This is a genomic window from Streptomyces malaysiensis subsp. samsunensis, assembly GCF_024519315.1.
Lineage (GTDB): Bacteria > Actinomycetota > Actinomycetes > Streptomycetales > Streptomycetaceae > Streptomyces > Streptomyces malaysiensis.
The window spans coordinates 1-15,571 of sequence record NZ_JANIIC010000009.1 but is presented as its reverse complement, the minus strand read 5'-3'; the positions used below and the strand labels follow the sequence as shown (position 1 = coordinate 15,571).

The 15,571-nt window shown below is 68.2% G+C and carries 15 protein-coding genes; 12 read left to right on the top strand and 3 right to left on the bottom strand.

All coding sequences use genetic code 11. The features are described 5' to 3' along the window. Window positions 1-54: 54 nt before the first annotated feature. The 3 genes from NQU54_RS10215 to NQU54_RS10205 all read right to left on the bottom strand — a co-directional run bounded on the left by NQU54_RS10215 (window position 55) and on the right by NQU54_RS10205 (window position 3,249). The gene (locus NQU54_RS10215) at window positions 55-477 is read right to left on the bottom strand and encodes an ATP-binding protein (RefSeq protein WP_257630780.1); all 423 of its coding nucleotides are present in this window, start codon (window positions 475-477) and stop codon (window positions 55-57) included. A gap of 294 nt (window positions 478-771) precedes the next feature. Further along, complete coding sequence (locus NQU54_RS10210) at window positions 772-2,013, bottom strand: helix-turn-helix domain-containing protein (protein ID WP_257630779.1); 1,242 nt, start codon at window positions 2,011-2,013, stop codon at window positions 772-774. An 84-nt stretch (window positions 2,014-2,097) separates the two neighbouring features. Further along, entirely contained in the window at window positions 2,098-3,249 is a 1,152-nt protein-coding gene (locus NQU54_RS10205; protein ID WP_257630778.1) for a helix-turn-helix domain-containing protein, read from the bottom strand. A 609-nt stretch (window positions 3,250-3,858) separates the two neighbouring features. On the opposite strand from NQU54_RS10205, the gene NQU54_RS10200 reads away from it, so the two are divergent. From NQU54_RS10200 to NQU54_RS10145, 12 genes are all read left to right on the top strand, one after another. Continuing rightward, window positions 3,859-4,296 carry an ATP-binding protein gene (locus NQU54_RS10200; protein ID WP_257630777.1) on the top strand — a complete coding sequence of 146 codons (438 nt, stop codon included), beginning with the start codon at window positions 3,859-3,861 and terminating at the stop codon, window positions 4,294-4,296. Between the two features lie 314 nt (window positions 4,297-4,610). Beyond that, window positions 4,611-5,168 (top strand): hypothetical protein, encoded by a 558-nt coding sequence (locus tag NQU54_RS10195; RefSeq protein ID WP_257630776.1) that lies wholly within the window; start codon window positions 4,611-4,613, stop codon window positions 5,166-5,168. A gap of 1,092 nt (window positions 5,169-6,260) precedes the next feature. Continuing rightward, window positions 6,261-6,791: an SAF domain-containing protein gene (locus NQU54_RS10190; RefSeq protein ID WP_251982886.1), complete on the top strand. Its 531-nt coding sequence runs from the start codon at window positions 6,261-6,263 to the stop codon at window positions 6,789-6,791. Further along, on the top strand, window positions 6,788-7,630 hold the full coding sequence (locus NQU54_RS10185; protein ID WP_119992053.1) for a MinD/ParA family ATP-binding protein: 843 nt from the start codon (window positions 6,788-6,790) through the stop codon (window positions 7,628-7,630). Before NQU54_RS10190 ends, NQU54_RS10185 begins: the two co-directional genes overlap by 4 nt. Next, entirely contained in the window at window positions 7,627-8,970 is a 1,344-nt protein-coding gene (locus tag NQU54_RS10180) for a TadA family conjugal transfer-associated ATPase (protein WP_257630775.1), read from the top strand. Before NQU54_RS10185 ends, NQU54_RS10180 begins: the two co-directional genes overlap by 4 nt. A 233-nt stretch (window positions 8,971-9,203) precedes the next feature. Continuing rightward, a complete protein-coding gene (locus NQU54_RS10175) occupies window positions 9,204-9,878 on the top strand; it encodes a type II secretion system F family protein (protein WP_257630774.1) in 675 nt (224 codons plus the stop codon). Further along, window positions 9,875-10,774, top strand: coding sequence for a type II secretion system F family protein (locus NQU54_RS10170; protein WP_257630773.1), 900 nt, complete (start codon window positions 9,875-9,877; stop codon window positions 10,772-10,774). The genes NQU54_RS10175 and NQU54_RS10170 overlap by 4 nt, the downstream gene beginning before the upstream one ends. 58 nt (window positions 10,775-10,832) lie before the next feature. After that, the gene (locus NQU54_RS10165) at window positions 10,833-11,033 is read left to right on the top strand and encodes a hypothetical protein (RefSeq protein ID WP_257630772.1); all 201 of its coding nucleotides are present in this window, start codon (window positions 10,833-10,835) and stop codon (window positions 11,031-11,033) included. Between the two features lie 4 nt (window positions 11,034-11,037). Next, the gene (locus NQU54_RS10160; protein ID WP_257630771.1) at window positions 11,038-11,454 is read left to right on the top strand and encodes a TadE family protein; all 417 of its coding nucleotides are present in this window, start codon (window positions 11,038-11,040) and stop codon (window positions 11,452-11,454) included. Then, the gene (locus NQU54_RS10155; RefSeq protein ID WP_308408477.1) at window positions 11,451-11,933 is read left to right on the top strand and encodes a TadE/TadG family type IV pilus assembly protein; all 483 of its coding nucleotides are present in this window, start codon (window positions 11,451-11,453) and stop codon (window positions 11,931-11,933) included. The genes NQU54_RS10160 and NQU54_RS10155 overlap by 4 nt, the downstream gene beginning before the upstream one ends. Then, the gene (locus NQU54_RS10150; RefSeq protein WP_257630770.1) at window positions 11,920-12,324 is read left to right on the top strand and encodes a pilus assembly protein TadG-related protein; all 405 of its coding nucleotides are present in this window, start codon (window positions 11,920-11,922) and stop codon (window positions 12,322-12,324) included. Before NQU54_RS10155 ends, NQU54_RS10150 begins: the two co-directional genes overlap by 14 nt. Window positions 12,325-12,359: 35 nt before the next feature. After that, window positions 12,360-15,083 (top strand): BTAD domain-containing putative transcriptional regulator, encoded by a 2,724-nt coding sequence (locus tag NQU54_RS10145; protein ID WP_257630769.1) that lies wholly within the window; start codon window positions 12,360-12,362, stop codon window positions 15,081-15,083. The last annotated feature ends 488 nt before the right edge of the window (window positions 15,084-15,571 follow it).

The following is a 15,571-nucleotide window of genomic DNA, read 5'->3' as shown; positions in this document are numbered from 1 at the left end:
GGTGTTCGGCAGCGGCGCTGTGGGCGCTTTCTGACGCGGGTGCCGTGCGGTGGATCAGATGGCAGCGGGAGCCAGGGGAAGGTGGATGACGATCCGTTTGCCGCCTGTGCCGATGTCCGAGAGGACCTCGGCTCGGCCGTGGACTTCCCCCACCAGCGCGTTGACCATGAACAGACCGCGACCGCCGACGCTGTGGGCAGCAGGCAGGGCCTTCGGCTTGAGTGGATGGGCGTCCGCGACGCTCAGTACCAGCGCGGCCTGGTCCACGGCCAGGGTGACTGTGGCGGTGGGCGAGAGCACAGCCGCATGCCGCACCACATTCGTCACCAGCTCGCTGATGATCAGGCAGGCGGTGTCCACGACCCTCTTGGATATGCCCCAGTCAGTGAGGACCTTGGCGGTCTCGTGGCGGGCCGGCCGTACGTGCTCGGCCGTGGAGATCACCTGGAACTCGTGGTGCAGCACAGTGCTGGACATCGTGGGGCTCACCCTCTCTCCAGGCGGCAGCCGCCCGGACCGTCACCGAAGGTAAGGGTCCGGGCACACCGGGGTGTTCACGACGGTGAACCCATGATTTCCGAGCTATGGATCGGGGTCGGTGCGCCCCAGTGAAACGTCCACCAGGGAGCAGGAATCCCGTACGCGCGCCCATTGCCCGGTCGCGTAGGGCACCCACACACACGTCGAGTACGGGCGGACGTTCCCGCTCGTGTGCGGCTGGTGTACTCAGGCACGCCCGGGCCCATGTACTCAGCCTCGGGGCGCCGCTGGTCAGAGTGACAGGCCGATGCGGTGCGCCAGACCCCGCAGGTCCCGGGCGGCGCGGGTGGGCAACTGCCGATCAGCGAGATATTCGACGGTGTTTCGCACGGGCACGTTGGCGTGGATGCGCTGCGGGGCGATCTGTTCGGCGGTCAGCAGGGCGGCGACCGCCTCGGCTTCCCGGCCCCGCAAATGTGTCAATGACCGGCCCAGATCGGCATGGAACGCGGCCTGCCGCCCAGGAGCCTCCGCAAGGGTCTCGGGGTGCACCCCGTCCTTCCCTTGCACGGCCTCGCCATGCAGGCCAAGGTCGGTGTTGAGGCTGACGTGGTGGATGCCGACATTGGTGGGGCCGAAGTTCAGGTGCCAGGCCCGTGTCTCCCCCGTGCGGTCGGCGAGGTCGGCAGCCTCGGTGAGATGGCCGCGGACCTCTTCCGCACGGGTCTTGCCCGATCTCTTCCTGTCCTGGGTCAGGCAGGTGGCGGAGATCAAGTGGAGCTCGCCGAGCAGTGCATAGGCGTCCGGGCTCGTCAGGTGGGCTTGGAGCGTGTTGGCGGCGGCGGTGGCCTGGGCCAGAGCCTCGGCGGGGCTGCCCACCGCCATGAGTACATGGGTGTGGAAGAAGCCGGACAGCGCGGAGTAGACCGAGTCGTCCAATTCGGCGATCGCCTCAGCGGCGCGGGTGACGGCGATGAACGCCAAGTCGGTGTAGCCGAGGTTCTTCAGGAGCAAGGTGCAGCCCGGGTGGTAGGCGTCCGCCAGCAGTTTCAGCAGCTCGTGCCGTGCGACGCTGCCGGCTGTCTCGACAGCTGCGTGCAGGTCGGCCAACAGCGCCGGTAGCTTTGCGGCAAGAGTGCCGTATTCGGCCGCGTGATAAAGGCGGTTGGCCCGCTCTACGCGCTCGGCCAGCACCGCCACCGGAACCTCCGGTGGGCGGCGGTCCGGCGGGGCGGCCATGGTCACGCCCATCAGCGTCAGCCGTAAAGCGGGGATCGCCTCGTGGGCCTCACTGGAGCGCGGGTCCACTGCGGCGAAGGGCTGGCCGGTCAGTTCGGACGGGGCGATCTGCAATGCCTCGGCGAAAGCGGTGATGAGACTGGAGCGGTCCAGCAGCCGTCGGCCGTTCTCCACCATCGACAGGTAGCCGACAGACACCCCGGCCAGGCCCGCCAAGGTGCGCAGGCTCATCCCGCGCTGGCGGCGGGCCGAGCGCAGACGGTCACCGATCCTCCGGGCCTGCTCTTCGTCCATAGCCCCCGCCTCAACTTCCGTGCGTCAGCTCTAGCGTAGGGCGAACTCCCGCCATCAGGGAACTTTCCATCGAGTCGGGCGGTATCACCGCAGTCCAGCTCGCTCGGCCAGGTCCCGTATGGCTTCGGCCTGGGTAGTGGTGCGGTTGGTGAGTGCGACGATCAGGTCCCGGGCGAAGGGGGCAAGCCGCAGCCGCAGCGGTGCCTCCACATCGGCCTCGACGAGATGGACGGCTGCCTCATCGCTGCGGCCCTGACGAGCCTCGGCCGCCGCGGCTGTTATCAGCAGGCTGGAGCGGTGGGCGCCGCCGAGCCCGGCCTGATCTGCCGCACGGGCATGATCGGCGGCTTCGGCGGCATCGCCGAACTCGACGGCGACGGCGGCACGGGCCGCGATCACCAGGGCCGACTCCTGTGCGTCAGCGGCCCGCGCACTCGCTGTGGCGAGGAACTTCTCCGCTTCCAAACGGCGTCCGGCCATCGCCTGGGCAACGGCGCCCAGGGCCGACAGCTCCCATCCGGTGTCGGCGTCCACGACCCGTGCGGCGCGAGTCAGTGCATGCTCCGGCAAGCCAAGGTCGATCAGCAGCCGCACCTCCTCGACCAACATCGGTAGCGGTTCGCGGGTGCCAGGGCGGGCTCTGTGCAGCAACACCCAAGCCAGGTCCTTGTAGCCCAGGCGCCGCAACAGCCCCGAGCCCAGCAGATACGCCTGCACGCGCAGCCGGTTCGCCTCCTCCTGCTCTGATGCAGAAGAAGTGACGACGACCGCGCGGTCCGTCGCCTCGATGAGCTCCGGCAGCGCGAGCGCGAGTCGGCGCTCATCGCCAGCGGCATCCGCCTGCGCGGCGGCGCGGGATCGTTCCGCCAGGTCCTCCAGCACCGCCCTGGGCGCCGTGTCCGGGTAGTGGCGGTGCAGGCAGCGCCGCAGGTGGAAGGCGGTCGCTCGAACCGCCGCATGGTCCTCTCCACGCGGCGTGTAGGGCTGGCCCGTGAGGTCCGCGATATCCAGTCGCAAGGCGGCAGCGAGCGCGGCCAGCCGACCGCGCCGGTCCATCCAGTTCCGGCCCGCCTCCAGCTCGGTGACGTAATCGAGCGCCAGGCCCGTGCGGGAAGCAAGCTCATCCGGGGTGAGTCCTCGGCGACGGCGCCACGTGGCCAAGCGGGCTCCGATCGGACCGCCACCGGTCGGCTCGTCCACCTCGCGCATCACCAGTTCGCTCTCATGCCCACTCACCACGACTTGCCCTCTGCCAGGACAAAGGCCCGCTCAACTCATCCATGGGAAGATCGCTTTCCCCATGGGAGGTCGCGTATGCGTGTCACGCGACACATTAGTCACACCGCTCAAGGCCACGCGCACCGGTATCGCAGTAGCCGTTCGAGGCCAGGCATTCCGCACCTTCGGCCCAGCGTCGCGTGAAGTCACGCCATGGACTTGCTTTGGCATAGGTGACCAGGAATTCCTTTGACTCGCGGATGCCCGGAGCGCGCTCGATAACCATTTTTGGGTCGCCCCTGCCATATACGTGAGAGGCGTATCAGCAAAGATAAGCGATCTCGTAGCCGACCAGCGAGAGCGTCGATTTCTCTGCCAGAAGGATTTTAAGTCGCAAGTCAGCGACATGCAGAGTTCACTCCACGGGGCTATTCCGCTCTAGCGCTGGTCCACGGTGTCGTGGCTACGCTCCATTCGCGAACCAATCGGAGGAATCCGCATGGCCGCAATCCTTTTCGTCGCCACACCACTCCTGTCGAGCGATACGAGCGCCATACAACTTGCGTCCAGAAACGCCACCCACAGCCCGTTGCTGCGGGCACCCCGAAAGACGCGAGGGATGCGGCCATGACGCAGATGAGAGACGGTGGTCAGGTATTGATTTGGCGCTGGAACGATAGAACCCGCCATGTCGCTTCACAAACCCGCGTTGCGCTGTGGTGCGCACTTCATGAGCTAGGGATCCCCGATGAGACCGTCGGGGGCGCGGTGATGGCGGCATGGGAGCTCACAGCCAACGCTTTGGAACACGCGCGCGGTCCGTACGAGATGCGCCTCCTTCGCAAGGGCCCCTCGTTTGTCTTCGAGATCGAAGACAGCGATCCGTTTCTACCGGCGTTGCCCTCATTCCGCAACAGCGGAGTGAAGGCCGATACGGAGCTGCCGGAACGAGGGCGGGGTTTGCTGATCGTGGAGGCGTTTGCTCGTGGCCGATGGGGATTCCGCCTGTCGGAGAGCGAGACAAAGGTCGCCTGGATGGCAATCTCTACCGCATCTGAGGACTGAAGCACCTCGACGGCGAAAGAGGCCCCTCGCAATCTGATCCAACGACAAGCGCGGTCGCATGCGTTCACGAGAAGAACTTGGTCGTGGAGAATCAAGTTCTGCGTGCGGCCGCGCCTACATATTACTTGAGCGCGAACCACAACCGTAAGTGCGGCCGCAATATCACCTCAGGCGTCAATGCGATTGTCTTAGTTGCGCAGCGGCGGGGTCCAGTGCCCGCCGGGATTGATGTCGCGTCGGTACGGGAATCTGCGAAGCCTGGAGCAATCGGCCTGCTACTCTCTGCTTCGCTGTTGAATGGAAGGTGGGGGCCTGTGCGGAATCTTGAACATATGACAAGGCGCTGGATTCTTCCCGTAGCCATCGTGGTTGCCATCTTATGCGCGACCGGTTGTTCGGGAACGGACTCGGATGGCGCACCACCAACCACGCATGAGCCCTCAGCCTCGACCTCGAACAGTTCCTCGCACATCGCTCATGGGCCCGAGAGTGATGCCCGAGCGGCCTACCGTGCGATGTGGCGGGACCTGGCCGCCGCATCGACCACATCCGATGCAGGCTCTCCGCTGTTGGATGACCACGCGACAGGCGGAGCCCTGGAGCTGATGAAGTACGGCTTGGAGAAGGCCAAGGCGGAGAAGGTCGTCGTCAAGGGAACGCTGCACGTTAATCCTGAGGTCGTCACGGCTGCCGTTCGGCAAGTGAAACTGCGAGACTGTGTGGATGGCACCGATTGGCTTCAGTACGGGCTTGACGGAAAGCTGAAGAACGACGTTCCGGGCAGCCATTTCAGGGCTGACGCTACGGTGCTGCGTAAGGGCCCCGTGTGGAAGGTCTCGTATCTCTACATGCATGACGCCGGAACATGTTGACCGCGCGACGCGTTGGCATTTGGACCATCGCTTCACTGCTTGGCGTCTTGGACGTCATGGTGACCGGGCCGTTCGCGCAAGCTGATGACGGACGAGGCATCTTTGGCGGGGTGAGTTGCGCGGCCGGCGGGTGCAAAGTGCGTGCCGAAAGTCGTGGCAGACGTACGGCTGGCGTGAGTAGAGAGGGTATGGCCCATTCCCGAAGCAGTCCCTTGCAGCATAGGCGGAGTACTTCCTCCAAGTCGCCGACAGTCACGTCGGACGGGTGGGAGTACGGGCTCGGTGATGGCTTGGGGATCTTGCCAAGCTTTGACGGTGGAAAGCCGAAAAGACCCAAGCGCAAGCATCGCCAGAAAGTGCCGGTAGCGGTTGTCGCTCGACGAGCTGTGGAGAGTTTGCAACTGCCGAAGCCTGCGATCAGGACGAGTCCGGATGAGGATTTCGTGCAAGTGGTAGGCGTGCCCACGTGGATGTGGGTGGAACACGGTACGTGGGGGCCGGTGACGGAGACCGCTGTCGTGCCAGGTCTGAGGGTGACGGCGACGGCTCGGCCGCGTCAGGCGACGTGGTCGATGGGTGAAGGTGGCAGTGTCACGTGCGCCGGACCTGGGACGGAGTACTCAGGGAAGTTCCGGCCGGATCGGCCGTCGCCTGATTGTGGTTACACCTACCGGAAGTCGTCTTCAGACGAGCCGAGCCGGACGTTCAAGGTATCGGTCCGGGTGTTGTGGGATGTCGAGTGGCATGGCGGCGGACAGACGGGGCGGGTGCCAGGGCTGGTGATAGCCGCCGAGAAGCCACTTGCGGTCGATGAGGTACAGGCTGTCGTCGTGCGCTGATGCCACGGCGGTACATGGGGTCTGTCGGAATGCATGCCGATGCCAATCAGTTCGTCTTCTTTCTCTTCCGGAGTGATTTGTGGGTGCCTCTATGTCACCTTCGCGCCCCCGAGGCGCGGGTAGTGGTCTGCCGGGTGCGCGCCGGTCTGATCCGCAGCAGCGGCCGGTTGCGGCGACCGGCGGGGTGCGGCGCAGACCGGGATGGGTGTGGGCAGGCGTGGGGACGGTGGTTGTCTCTGCGGTTGGTTTCGTGATGGTCGCTTCAGCGGTTGGGGGGCGGGAGAAGGTGTTGGTGCTGGCGCGGGATGTGCCGGTTGGGCACGTTCTCGCCGCGGATGATCTGCGTCAGGCGGAGGTGGCATCCGGGACTGGCGTGGTGTTGGCGGCGGACCGGGCGAGGGTGCTGGGGCAGCGGGCCAAAGTGCCACTGGTGGCCGGGTCGTTGTTGGCACCGGGACAGTTCGGAGGCGCCCGGGACTTTCCGCCACGGGGGCAGTCGGAGGTGGCCTTCGCCATCGAGGTGGGCAATGCGTCGCCCGAGGTGGTGCGAGGTGACCGAGTGGCGGTGCTGGAGGGCCCGGGCGGGTCCGCAGGCAGGGCCGGCGAGGAGAAGGAGGATGTCGCTCCTGTCGTGGGGACGGTGACCGCCGCGAAGACCGCTGACTCTCCAGGTGGTCCGCGAGTGGTGACGGTCCTGGTGGAGACGGGGGCGGTACGGCGGGCCGCTGGGTTGGAGCACCCGCGTGTGGTGGTGCTCCCCGCCGAGGGGCGGGAGGCGCCGTGAGGCGCCTGATCACGGTGGGTTCGGTCAAGGGCGCGCCGGGGGTGACGACGACCGTTCTGGCGCTGGCGGCTGTGTGGCCGGACCGGGCGGATCACGGGGTGCGGCCGGTGGTGGTCGAGGCTGACGTTTCGGGCGGGGATCTCGCGGTCCGGTTCGGGTGTCCGCACACGCCGGGGTTGTTGGACGTGGCCACCTCCGCCCGCCAGGAGCAGCCGGGTTCGCTCCTGGCCGCGGCTACGGACCTGCCGTTCGGGGTCCGTGTGGTGGCTTCACCGGCGGGTGGCGGGGCGTGTGGGGAGGCGGTGCGTTTGGTGGCCGGCCCGGGGCAGCGTGTGCTGCGAGGAGATGAGAGCGACCGGGGAACAGTTCTGCTGGATATGGGCCGCATCGGCGACGACGCCTCGGGTGTGGTGGGGGCAGCTGAGGCGGTGGTGTTGGTGTCCCGGGGAGGGGCGGACGCGTTGGCGCATGCATACGCTCACTTTTCGGAAGCCGGGCCGCGCGTGGAGCGGTACGTGCTGGCTGTGGTGGGTCCGTGCCCGTACGCGGCAGGGGAGATCACCGCGACGCTCGGTGTGGGCCGCGTGATCTTCCTGCCCTGGGACCCCAAGGCGGCTGACGTTCTGGCCGGGCGCGCTCGTTCGGCGCTGCGGGCCAGGGGGTGGAGGGCATCGCCGTTGATGGCGGCTGCGGGGGCTGCCGCACGGCAGCTGAGCGGCACCGACGAGGTGGTGACGAAGGGGCTGAGTGGTGATCTCGCGGGGCTGGGCGCCGTGCCACCCCCCGGCGGGCACCTCCGTCGAGCGGCGGGCCTGGCGCCGAAGGAGTCCGCATCATGAACAACACACTGGTCCAGCAGAGCCGCGGCGAGGAGCACAAGCTGGCCGCAGAGGTGCGCCAGCGCGTAGTAGCCCGCCTGGCCCACTACGCCGATGAGCGAGAAGCCGCGGGGCTGCCGCCGGAGACCGAGACCCAGCGCCGCGCGACGGTGGGGCGCTTGGTGGACGAGGAGCTCGCGTCGCTGGCCCGCGTCGCCCTCGCCCGGGGCGGTGGTGCAATGGGCCGCACGGCGGAGCAACGTATCGCGCAGGCTGTTATGGATGCGCTGTTCGGCAGCGGCACGCTGGAGCGGCTGCTGGCAGATGAGACGATCGAGAACATCTGTGTCAACGGGTGTGATGCGGTGTGGATCCGCCGTGCGGACGGCACCTGGCAGCCAGGTGCTCCAGTGGCGGCTTCGGACACCGAACTGATCGAACTGGTACGCACCCTGGCCGCGAGCGTGGACGGCGAGGAACGCCGCTTCGACCGCGGCGTACCCCGGCTGAATCTCCAGCTCCCCGACGGGTCTCGGCTGTTCGCGGTGATGGCCGTGACCGGCCGCGTTTCGTTGTCAGTACGCCGTCATCGGTTCCCTGCCGCGTCCATGGACGACCTGGTGCGCCTTGGAACGTGTGATGAGTCCATGGCCGGTTTCCTCTCGGCGCTTGTGCGGGCTCGGAAGAACATCATCATCGGCGGTGGCACCAACGTCGGGAAGACCACCGTGCTGAGGGCCCTCGCCTCACAGATCCCGCCGACCGAGCGGCTGATCACCATCGAGGACACTTTCGAGCTCGGCCTCAACACCGATACGGCCGCTCACCCCAATGTGGTGGCCATGCAGGCACGGGAACCGAACATTGAGGGTCAAGGCGCGATTGACCAGGCGGAACTGGTGCGGTGGGGGCTACGGATGTCACCGGACCGTGTGATCGTCGGCGAGATTCGCGGCAACGAGGTCATCCCGATGTGCAACGCCATGAGCCAGGGCAACGACGGCTCCCTGTCCACCATCCACGCCTCGACCTCCCGAGGGGTGTTCACCAAGCTCGCCGCATACGCCGCCCAGGCTCCCGAGAGGCTGTCGCTGGAGGCCACCAACCTGTTGGTGGCCTCCGCCGTCCACTTCGTCGTGCATCTGGGATGGGACACGACGGGGAAACGCGTGATCGATTCCGTACGCGAGGTCGTCGACGCCGACGGTGCGCAGCTGGTCTCGAACGAGATCTACCGATCCGGACCCGACGGCCGCGCTGTCCGGGCGACACCTTTGCGGGCTGAGACGCTCCAGGACCTGATCGATGCCGGACTGGACGCCGAAGCGGCGGGCTTCACCTGGTGGGGAGCCAAACAATGACACCAACGAGGCTGGGCGACACCGCAGGTACCATCGCGGCCGTTCTCGGCGTCGCCTTCGGCACCGGCCTCCTCCTGATCATCTGTGGCGTGCTCCGTCGGCCCGTCTCCGAAGGATCGGGGGCAGGGTGGGGGCGGCGTTTGGCCCGTCGCCTTCCCGCGGAGTGGAACCAGCGCCGCCTTACCGCCGCCGTGGTGGCCGGGGTGATGGCTGGAGCCCTGACGAGATGGCCCGTGGCAGCGGTACTGACCACCGCGGCGCTTCTGACCCTCCCCGGTCTGCTCGGCCGCGATCGGGCAGCGGTTGCGCGGACGGAGCGGCTGGAAGCGCTCGCGCTGTGGACGGAGATGCTGCGCGACACCCTCTCCGCGGCGGCAGGGCTGGAGCAGGCTGTCCTGGTCACTACCGACATCGCGCCCACCGCTCTGCGGCGAGAGCTGAGCGCCTTGGCCCTATCGGTCCGCTCCGGCCGGCCGTTGCCCGCTGCTTTGCGGACCTTCGCTGACGACGCGGACGACCCCCTCGCCGATGTCGTGGTCGCCGCTTTGGTGATGGCCGCCGAACGGCAGGCCAGCCAGCTCGCCGCCCTGCTGGGTGAGCTGGCCGACTCGGTGCGCGAGCAGGTGGCCATGCGCCAGCGCATCGACGCGGGCCGCGCCAGCATCCGCACCGGCGTCCGCGTCACGGTTGCCGTCACCCTCGGCATGGCTGTTGGCTTGACCGTCTTCAACCGACCCTATCTGGACCCCTTCAACACCCTGACGGGCCAGCTGGTCCTGGCCGTCGTCGGTGCCCTGTTCGCGGCCTCCTTCACCTGGCTGTCCGCTATCGGCCGTGTACACGAACCCGTTCGCCTCATCGGCCACCACCCCGCCGAAGCCACGAACGACACGGGGAGGACGCGGTGATTACCGTCGTGCTGGGGAGTGTGTTCGGCGCCGGACTGGTCGCACTCGCCTACGGCCTGCGCCCACCGCGGCCCGCGCTTGCGGATGTGGTGGCCGCTCTCGACGCGACGTCCCCGAAGCGGGCCGATGCGATCGCACCGGACGGGGAGACGGAGTGGGCAACACGCCTCGGTCGTAGGGCCGTGCCGCTGGTGCGGGCGCTCGGTTTCCCCACCGCTTCTCTACGCGCCGATCTTGCCGCTTGCGGGCGGGATGTGGACAAGCACCTGGCGGGCAAGGCGACCTGCGCCGCAGCCGGTCTGGCCACACCGTGGATCGCGGTCGCCCTGGCCCGTGTGGGCACCGGTGCCGACGCGGGCTGGTGGATGCCGCTGGCCGGATCACTCGTGTTCGCGGGAGTGCTGTTCTTCCTCCCGGACATCACGGTGCGCAAGGCGGCAGCCGAACGCCGACGCCAGATGCGGCACACGCTCACCTTGATCCTGGACCTGACGGTGATCTCCCTGGCCGGCGGAGCCGGCGTGCAGCAGGCCCTGACCGACGCCGTCCAGGCACCCCACGGCTGGGCCGCATCCAAACTGCGTCATGCCTTGCGTGTCGCCCAGCTCACCCGGACCAGCCCCTGGCAGCACCTGGGCGACCTCGGACAACACCTACAGGTCAGTGATCTGACGGAACTCGCCGCCACGCTCAGTCTGGCCGGCACCGAGGGCGCCAAGGTCCGTGCTTCCCTGGCCGCGAAAGCGCGCGCCATGCGACGACGCCGACTCTCAGAAGCCGACGGGGCGGCCCAGGCGGCCACCGAGCAGATGTCCCTGCCCGTCGTGCTTCTCTTCGCCGCGTTTCTGCTCCTCATCGGCTATCCCGCCCTCGTGCACGTCCTCGCGGTGAGCTGACGAGCATGCCCTCAATCACCCCGCTGCACGCCTTCGGACGTTTTGGAGAACGCTCTTGATGCTCCACCCACGCCTGCAAGCAATTGCCGCCACACTGCGCAACCACACCGAACTGGTTCGCCGCCATGCCCGCGGTGACGCGGGCTACACCACCGAAACCATCGTGGTCACCGCGCTGCTGACCGTCCTCGCCCTCACCGTGGTCGGCATCATCGTCGCCAAGGTCCTCGCCAAGGCCCACTCCATCGACCTGGGATAAGCCGGTGAACCATCTGTTGCGCGTACCGCGCGGATTCCGGGGCGACCGCGGCGCCGTGACCACCCAGCTGGTGGTCGTCGTTCCGGCGCTGCTGATGCTCACGTTGCTGATCGTCCAGTTCGCGCTGGCCTGGCACGCCCGGCACATCGCCCAGTACGCGGCCGAACGCGCCCTGGCCGCCGCACGGGTACAGCACGGCAACGCGGCAGACGGCCACGCGCGAGGCGTCCGCAGCCTGACCCAGCTCGGCAGCCGTGTCCTCATCGCCCCGTCGGTAACGGTCCGCCGTACCGCCACGCAAGCTGTGGTGCGTGTGCAGGGGAGAGTGATGCCGGTTCTGCCGGGCTTGCATCTGACGGCCAGCGGCACGGCCTCGGGTGCGGTCGAGCGCATCACAACCCCCGCAGGAGGGCACGCGTGAACGAGGGAACGAGCGCTGCCCCGTCCTCGGCGGATCGCGGTTCGGCTGCCGTGGAACTCGTCCTGGTCACCCCGCTTCTCCTGCTCGTTCTTATGACGGTCGTCGCTTTGGGGCGTCTGGCCGACGCCCGGCTCGTCGTGGCGGACACCGCTCACCAGGCCGCCCGGGCAGCCTCCCTCGCCCGCACCGAGTCCGACGCCCGCACCGGCGCCCGGCGCACCGCTCAGGCCGCGCTCCATCACGCGGGGGCTGGATGCTCGCGCCCCACGGTCGCGCTCATCACCAGCGGACTCCAGCCCGGTGGCTCCGTCACCGCGAAAGTCACCTGTACCGTCGCACTTCACCACCTCATCCACACCGGCATGCCGGGCCGGGTGACGGTGAGCGGCACCGCCTCCTCCCCGGTGGACGTGCACCGGAGGCACCGTGAAACCCTCAGCGTCCTCGAGAGTTGTCCGCGAGACGGTGGCGACGAATAGAGACCGGGGTCAGGTCACCGCGTTTGTGATCGGCGTGGTGGCGGCGCTGTGGCTGTTCGCCGGGATCGTCGTCGATGGCGGACTGGCTCTGGCCGGAAAGGCTCGCGCGCTGGACGTGGCGCAGGAGGCGGCCCGGGCCGGTGCCCAGCAACTCGATATCGGCCGACTCCGCAGCGCGGATGACATCCGGCTTTCGAATGGCAAAGCCACCCGGGCCGCCACTTCATACGTCGCCGCCACCGGTGACACCGGCAGGGCCACGGTTCACGGCGATGAAGTCACCGTGTGGGTCACCCACCACCAGCGCGCTCAAATCCTGCGGGTGATCGGCGTACGCACGCTGACCGTCACGGCCCGTGCCACCGTGCGTGCCGAACGCGCCAACCCGTAGCGCACTTGTGAAGCCGAAGAGGGGCGAATCCGCGTATGGCCTACCGATCCTCGTGGCGGGCGCGGCTGCGCGCCGCCGTCACGGCCACCGGCACCAGCGCCGTCATCCTCGCCCTCCTGGGCGGCATGCCGTACATCCTCTGGCAGGCGGCCGAAGTGCCGTGGCCCGACCGTATCGGCTCGTGGCGGAACCTGAGTGACCGGCTGACGCAGCCCGTCACCGATCTCGTGATGGTCGACCTGCTGGCGATGGTGGGCTGGGTGTGCTGGGCCGCCTTCGCTTACTCCATCCTGAAGGAAACCACCTGGTACGCGGCTCATCTGCCGAGGCTGCTGCGCGACCAAACGGCCCATGCGGCGCATGTGGACACTCTGCCTCTGCGACGCGCGTTCGCCGCAGTGTGCGTGGGCACACTCGTACTCGCCCTGATCAGCCTCTGGCGGCCCTCCGCCGCGCATGCTCACCAACACACCCCGGCTGAGGGCTTGCGTGCCGATGTCGCCTCGACGGCTCCTGCCCATCCGGGACCGGTGGAGGACGGACGCCCGCGGACGCGAGCAGTAGGCAGCGCCCAGCCCCGCTGTGTGGAGTACACCGTGGTGGAAGGCGACACCCTGTGGGACATCGCTGAAACCCACCTCGGGGATCCGCTGAAGTGGCCGCGGATCTACGCCTTGAACAAGACCCGCGTCCAGGCCGACGGTACGCGACTGACCGACCCCGATGTGATCACGCCCGGCTGGCAACTCGCCATCCCCATCACCGCTTCCGCCTCACCACCACGCCCTCCCACCCAGCCCACGCCCCCGCAAGCCAAGCCTTCCGCCCCGAGTAAGCCTGTCACCCCCACCACGGAGCCGACGCCGGACCTGGCTATGGAGCATGACGCCGACGGCCGAGCCACCAGCGAGCACACCACGAGCCACACGCGGCCAGGACCGGCCACGGTGAGCATCGGTGCGGCGGGCGCCATCGGCATCACCACTGCGGCCGGCCTCCTTGCCGCCCTGCGCTTCTTCCGCTTCTACCAGAGCAGATCCCGTCGTCCCGGTCTCGATGCGGAGCCCCCGCCGTTGAGCCCCGTGGTCGAACAAGCGGTTCTGGCCGCCCGCGAGGCCGCCTTGCCCCGAACCACCACTGCCGATCCAGACAGCTTGATCACACGCCGCACCCCGCCTCAACCAGCCCAGCCTCCCTCCACGGTGACTATCGGCACCGCCGGTCACGCTGAAGTCCCACTGGACGCCCTCGCGGAAGCCGGAGGATGCGCGTGGAATGGGCCCGGTGCTGAGGCAGCCGCCCGCGCGCTGGTGGTCGGCATCCTCACCGCGGCCGAACGCCAACGTCCTGGCACACCACGCGTCACAGGGGTCCTCACCCACGACCTGGCTGACCGGCTCCTGCCAGGTCTCCCGCCCGACTTCAGTGCCCTGACCACGGCCGAGGACCTGGACCACGCTGTCCGCCGCGGAGAAGAGCACCTCCTCGCGCACGCCCGCCACCGGCACGATGTGCAAGAAGCCGGAGGCGAACCGCCCCTGGCAACCCCTGACGCCAAGGACGAGAAGCCCAGCCCAGGCACCTTGGTCTTCCTCGCCGAGCCGGATGCCGCGCACACTGGCCGCCTCACCGCACTGGCCGCCCGGGCCACGCATGGCAACCTCGTCGTCCTCACCCTGGGCGATCTGCCCGGCGCTGCCTCCTGGCATGTCGCGGCAGACGGCACCGTCAGCCGGGATAAGGAGAGCGGTGATCGGAGCAGTGGCCTGCGGTTGTTCCACCTCACCCCGCAGGCCGGCCGCGAAGTCCTGGACGTCCTCCTCACCGCGCACGATGAGCGACCGCGCCCGCGCATGGTCCCCGGCGCCCGAGCCCCCGCACACCTGCCGCAAGACGCGGACAGCGAGGATGCCGAGCAGGAGCCGGAAGACGATCCACCGGCTGTCCGGTCGGAGCCCGTAGGGCCCGTAAAACCACGAGAGCCAGGACCAGCCAAGCCAGTCCGCCTGAACGTTCTGGGACCGGTGACGCTCTACGCTCACCCGAACCCCGAGCCCGTCGGGCTGGGGCTGCGCGATGAAGTACGAGAATTCCTCGCCCTCCTCGCTGCCCATCCCGCCGGGCTGATCGCCGACGACATCGCGCGTCACCTCCGCCTCAGCGAGGATTCCGACCAGTCTGCGAAGGAACTCAAGAACCTTCGCCGGGCCGTAAGGCGCGCGCTCCGCTCAGCCACCGGGCACAGCAAAGCGGAATTCATCCAGCTTCATGGAGAATTGCATAAACTCCATCTTGGCTTGATCGAAACCGACCTCGCTGCCTTCACACAAACCCTCCAGCGCGCCGCGACCGCCACCGACGAAGCCGGGCGCCTGTCCGCCCTACGGCTCGCGGCGGACCTGTATCACGGCCCCTTTGCCCACGGCGGCGACTACCCCTGGTGTGACAGCATTCGCGAATCACTGGCGAGCAAGGCCGCCGACGCTGTCGCCCACATCGCCCACCACGCCGAGCACACCGGCACCCGGCAGGACGCCGATTCCGCACTCGCCCTGCTGGAAAAGGCCATCAGCCTCAGCCCCACCCATGAACTGCTCTACCAGCACGCCATCCGTCTGCACCAAGCCGCCGGGCGCCACGACACCGCCCGCCACACCTTCACCCTCCTCACACGCCACCTCAACGAACTCGGCCTCGAACCAGACCCCGCCACCCGCTCCCTGCTCACAGCACGCAGCCGCTCCGTCCACTCGGCATAGTCCAACTCTTCCCTGGATGCCCCGCGAATCCCGAGGCATCCATGCAGCAGCGGATGGACCAGCGAAGTGCCTGCATGGCTCGCTGGCGTTTCCCCCGTCGTTTCCGTAGTCGTTCCGGGGGCCGCTTCCGGGGCCGCCCTTGGATGCGACGCCCCCGCACACCGCATCACCGCAGTACAGGCCTTATACGAGCCGGGCGCCGGCGAGGGCGACTGTATATCGGTGCAGAAACGCATCCCGATCTACCTGAACCCGGCGGCCCCGGCCACCGCAACTCACCCTGCAACGGCTTCCCGCTCACCTGTCCGCAAGGCGTGCCCCGTCCTCAGCCACCTTCCATTCCTTAACCCCATAAGCTCCTCGCCGGCCGGCACGTTGCAGTCGGCCGACGCCTCGAGGTGAGGCGCGGCCACCCAGGCGTAGCCGAGGGTGGCCGCGCCGGGTGGCCGCGCCGGGTGGCCGCGCCGGGTGGCCGCGCCGGGTGGCCG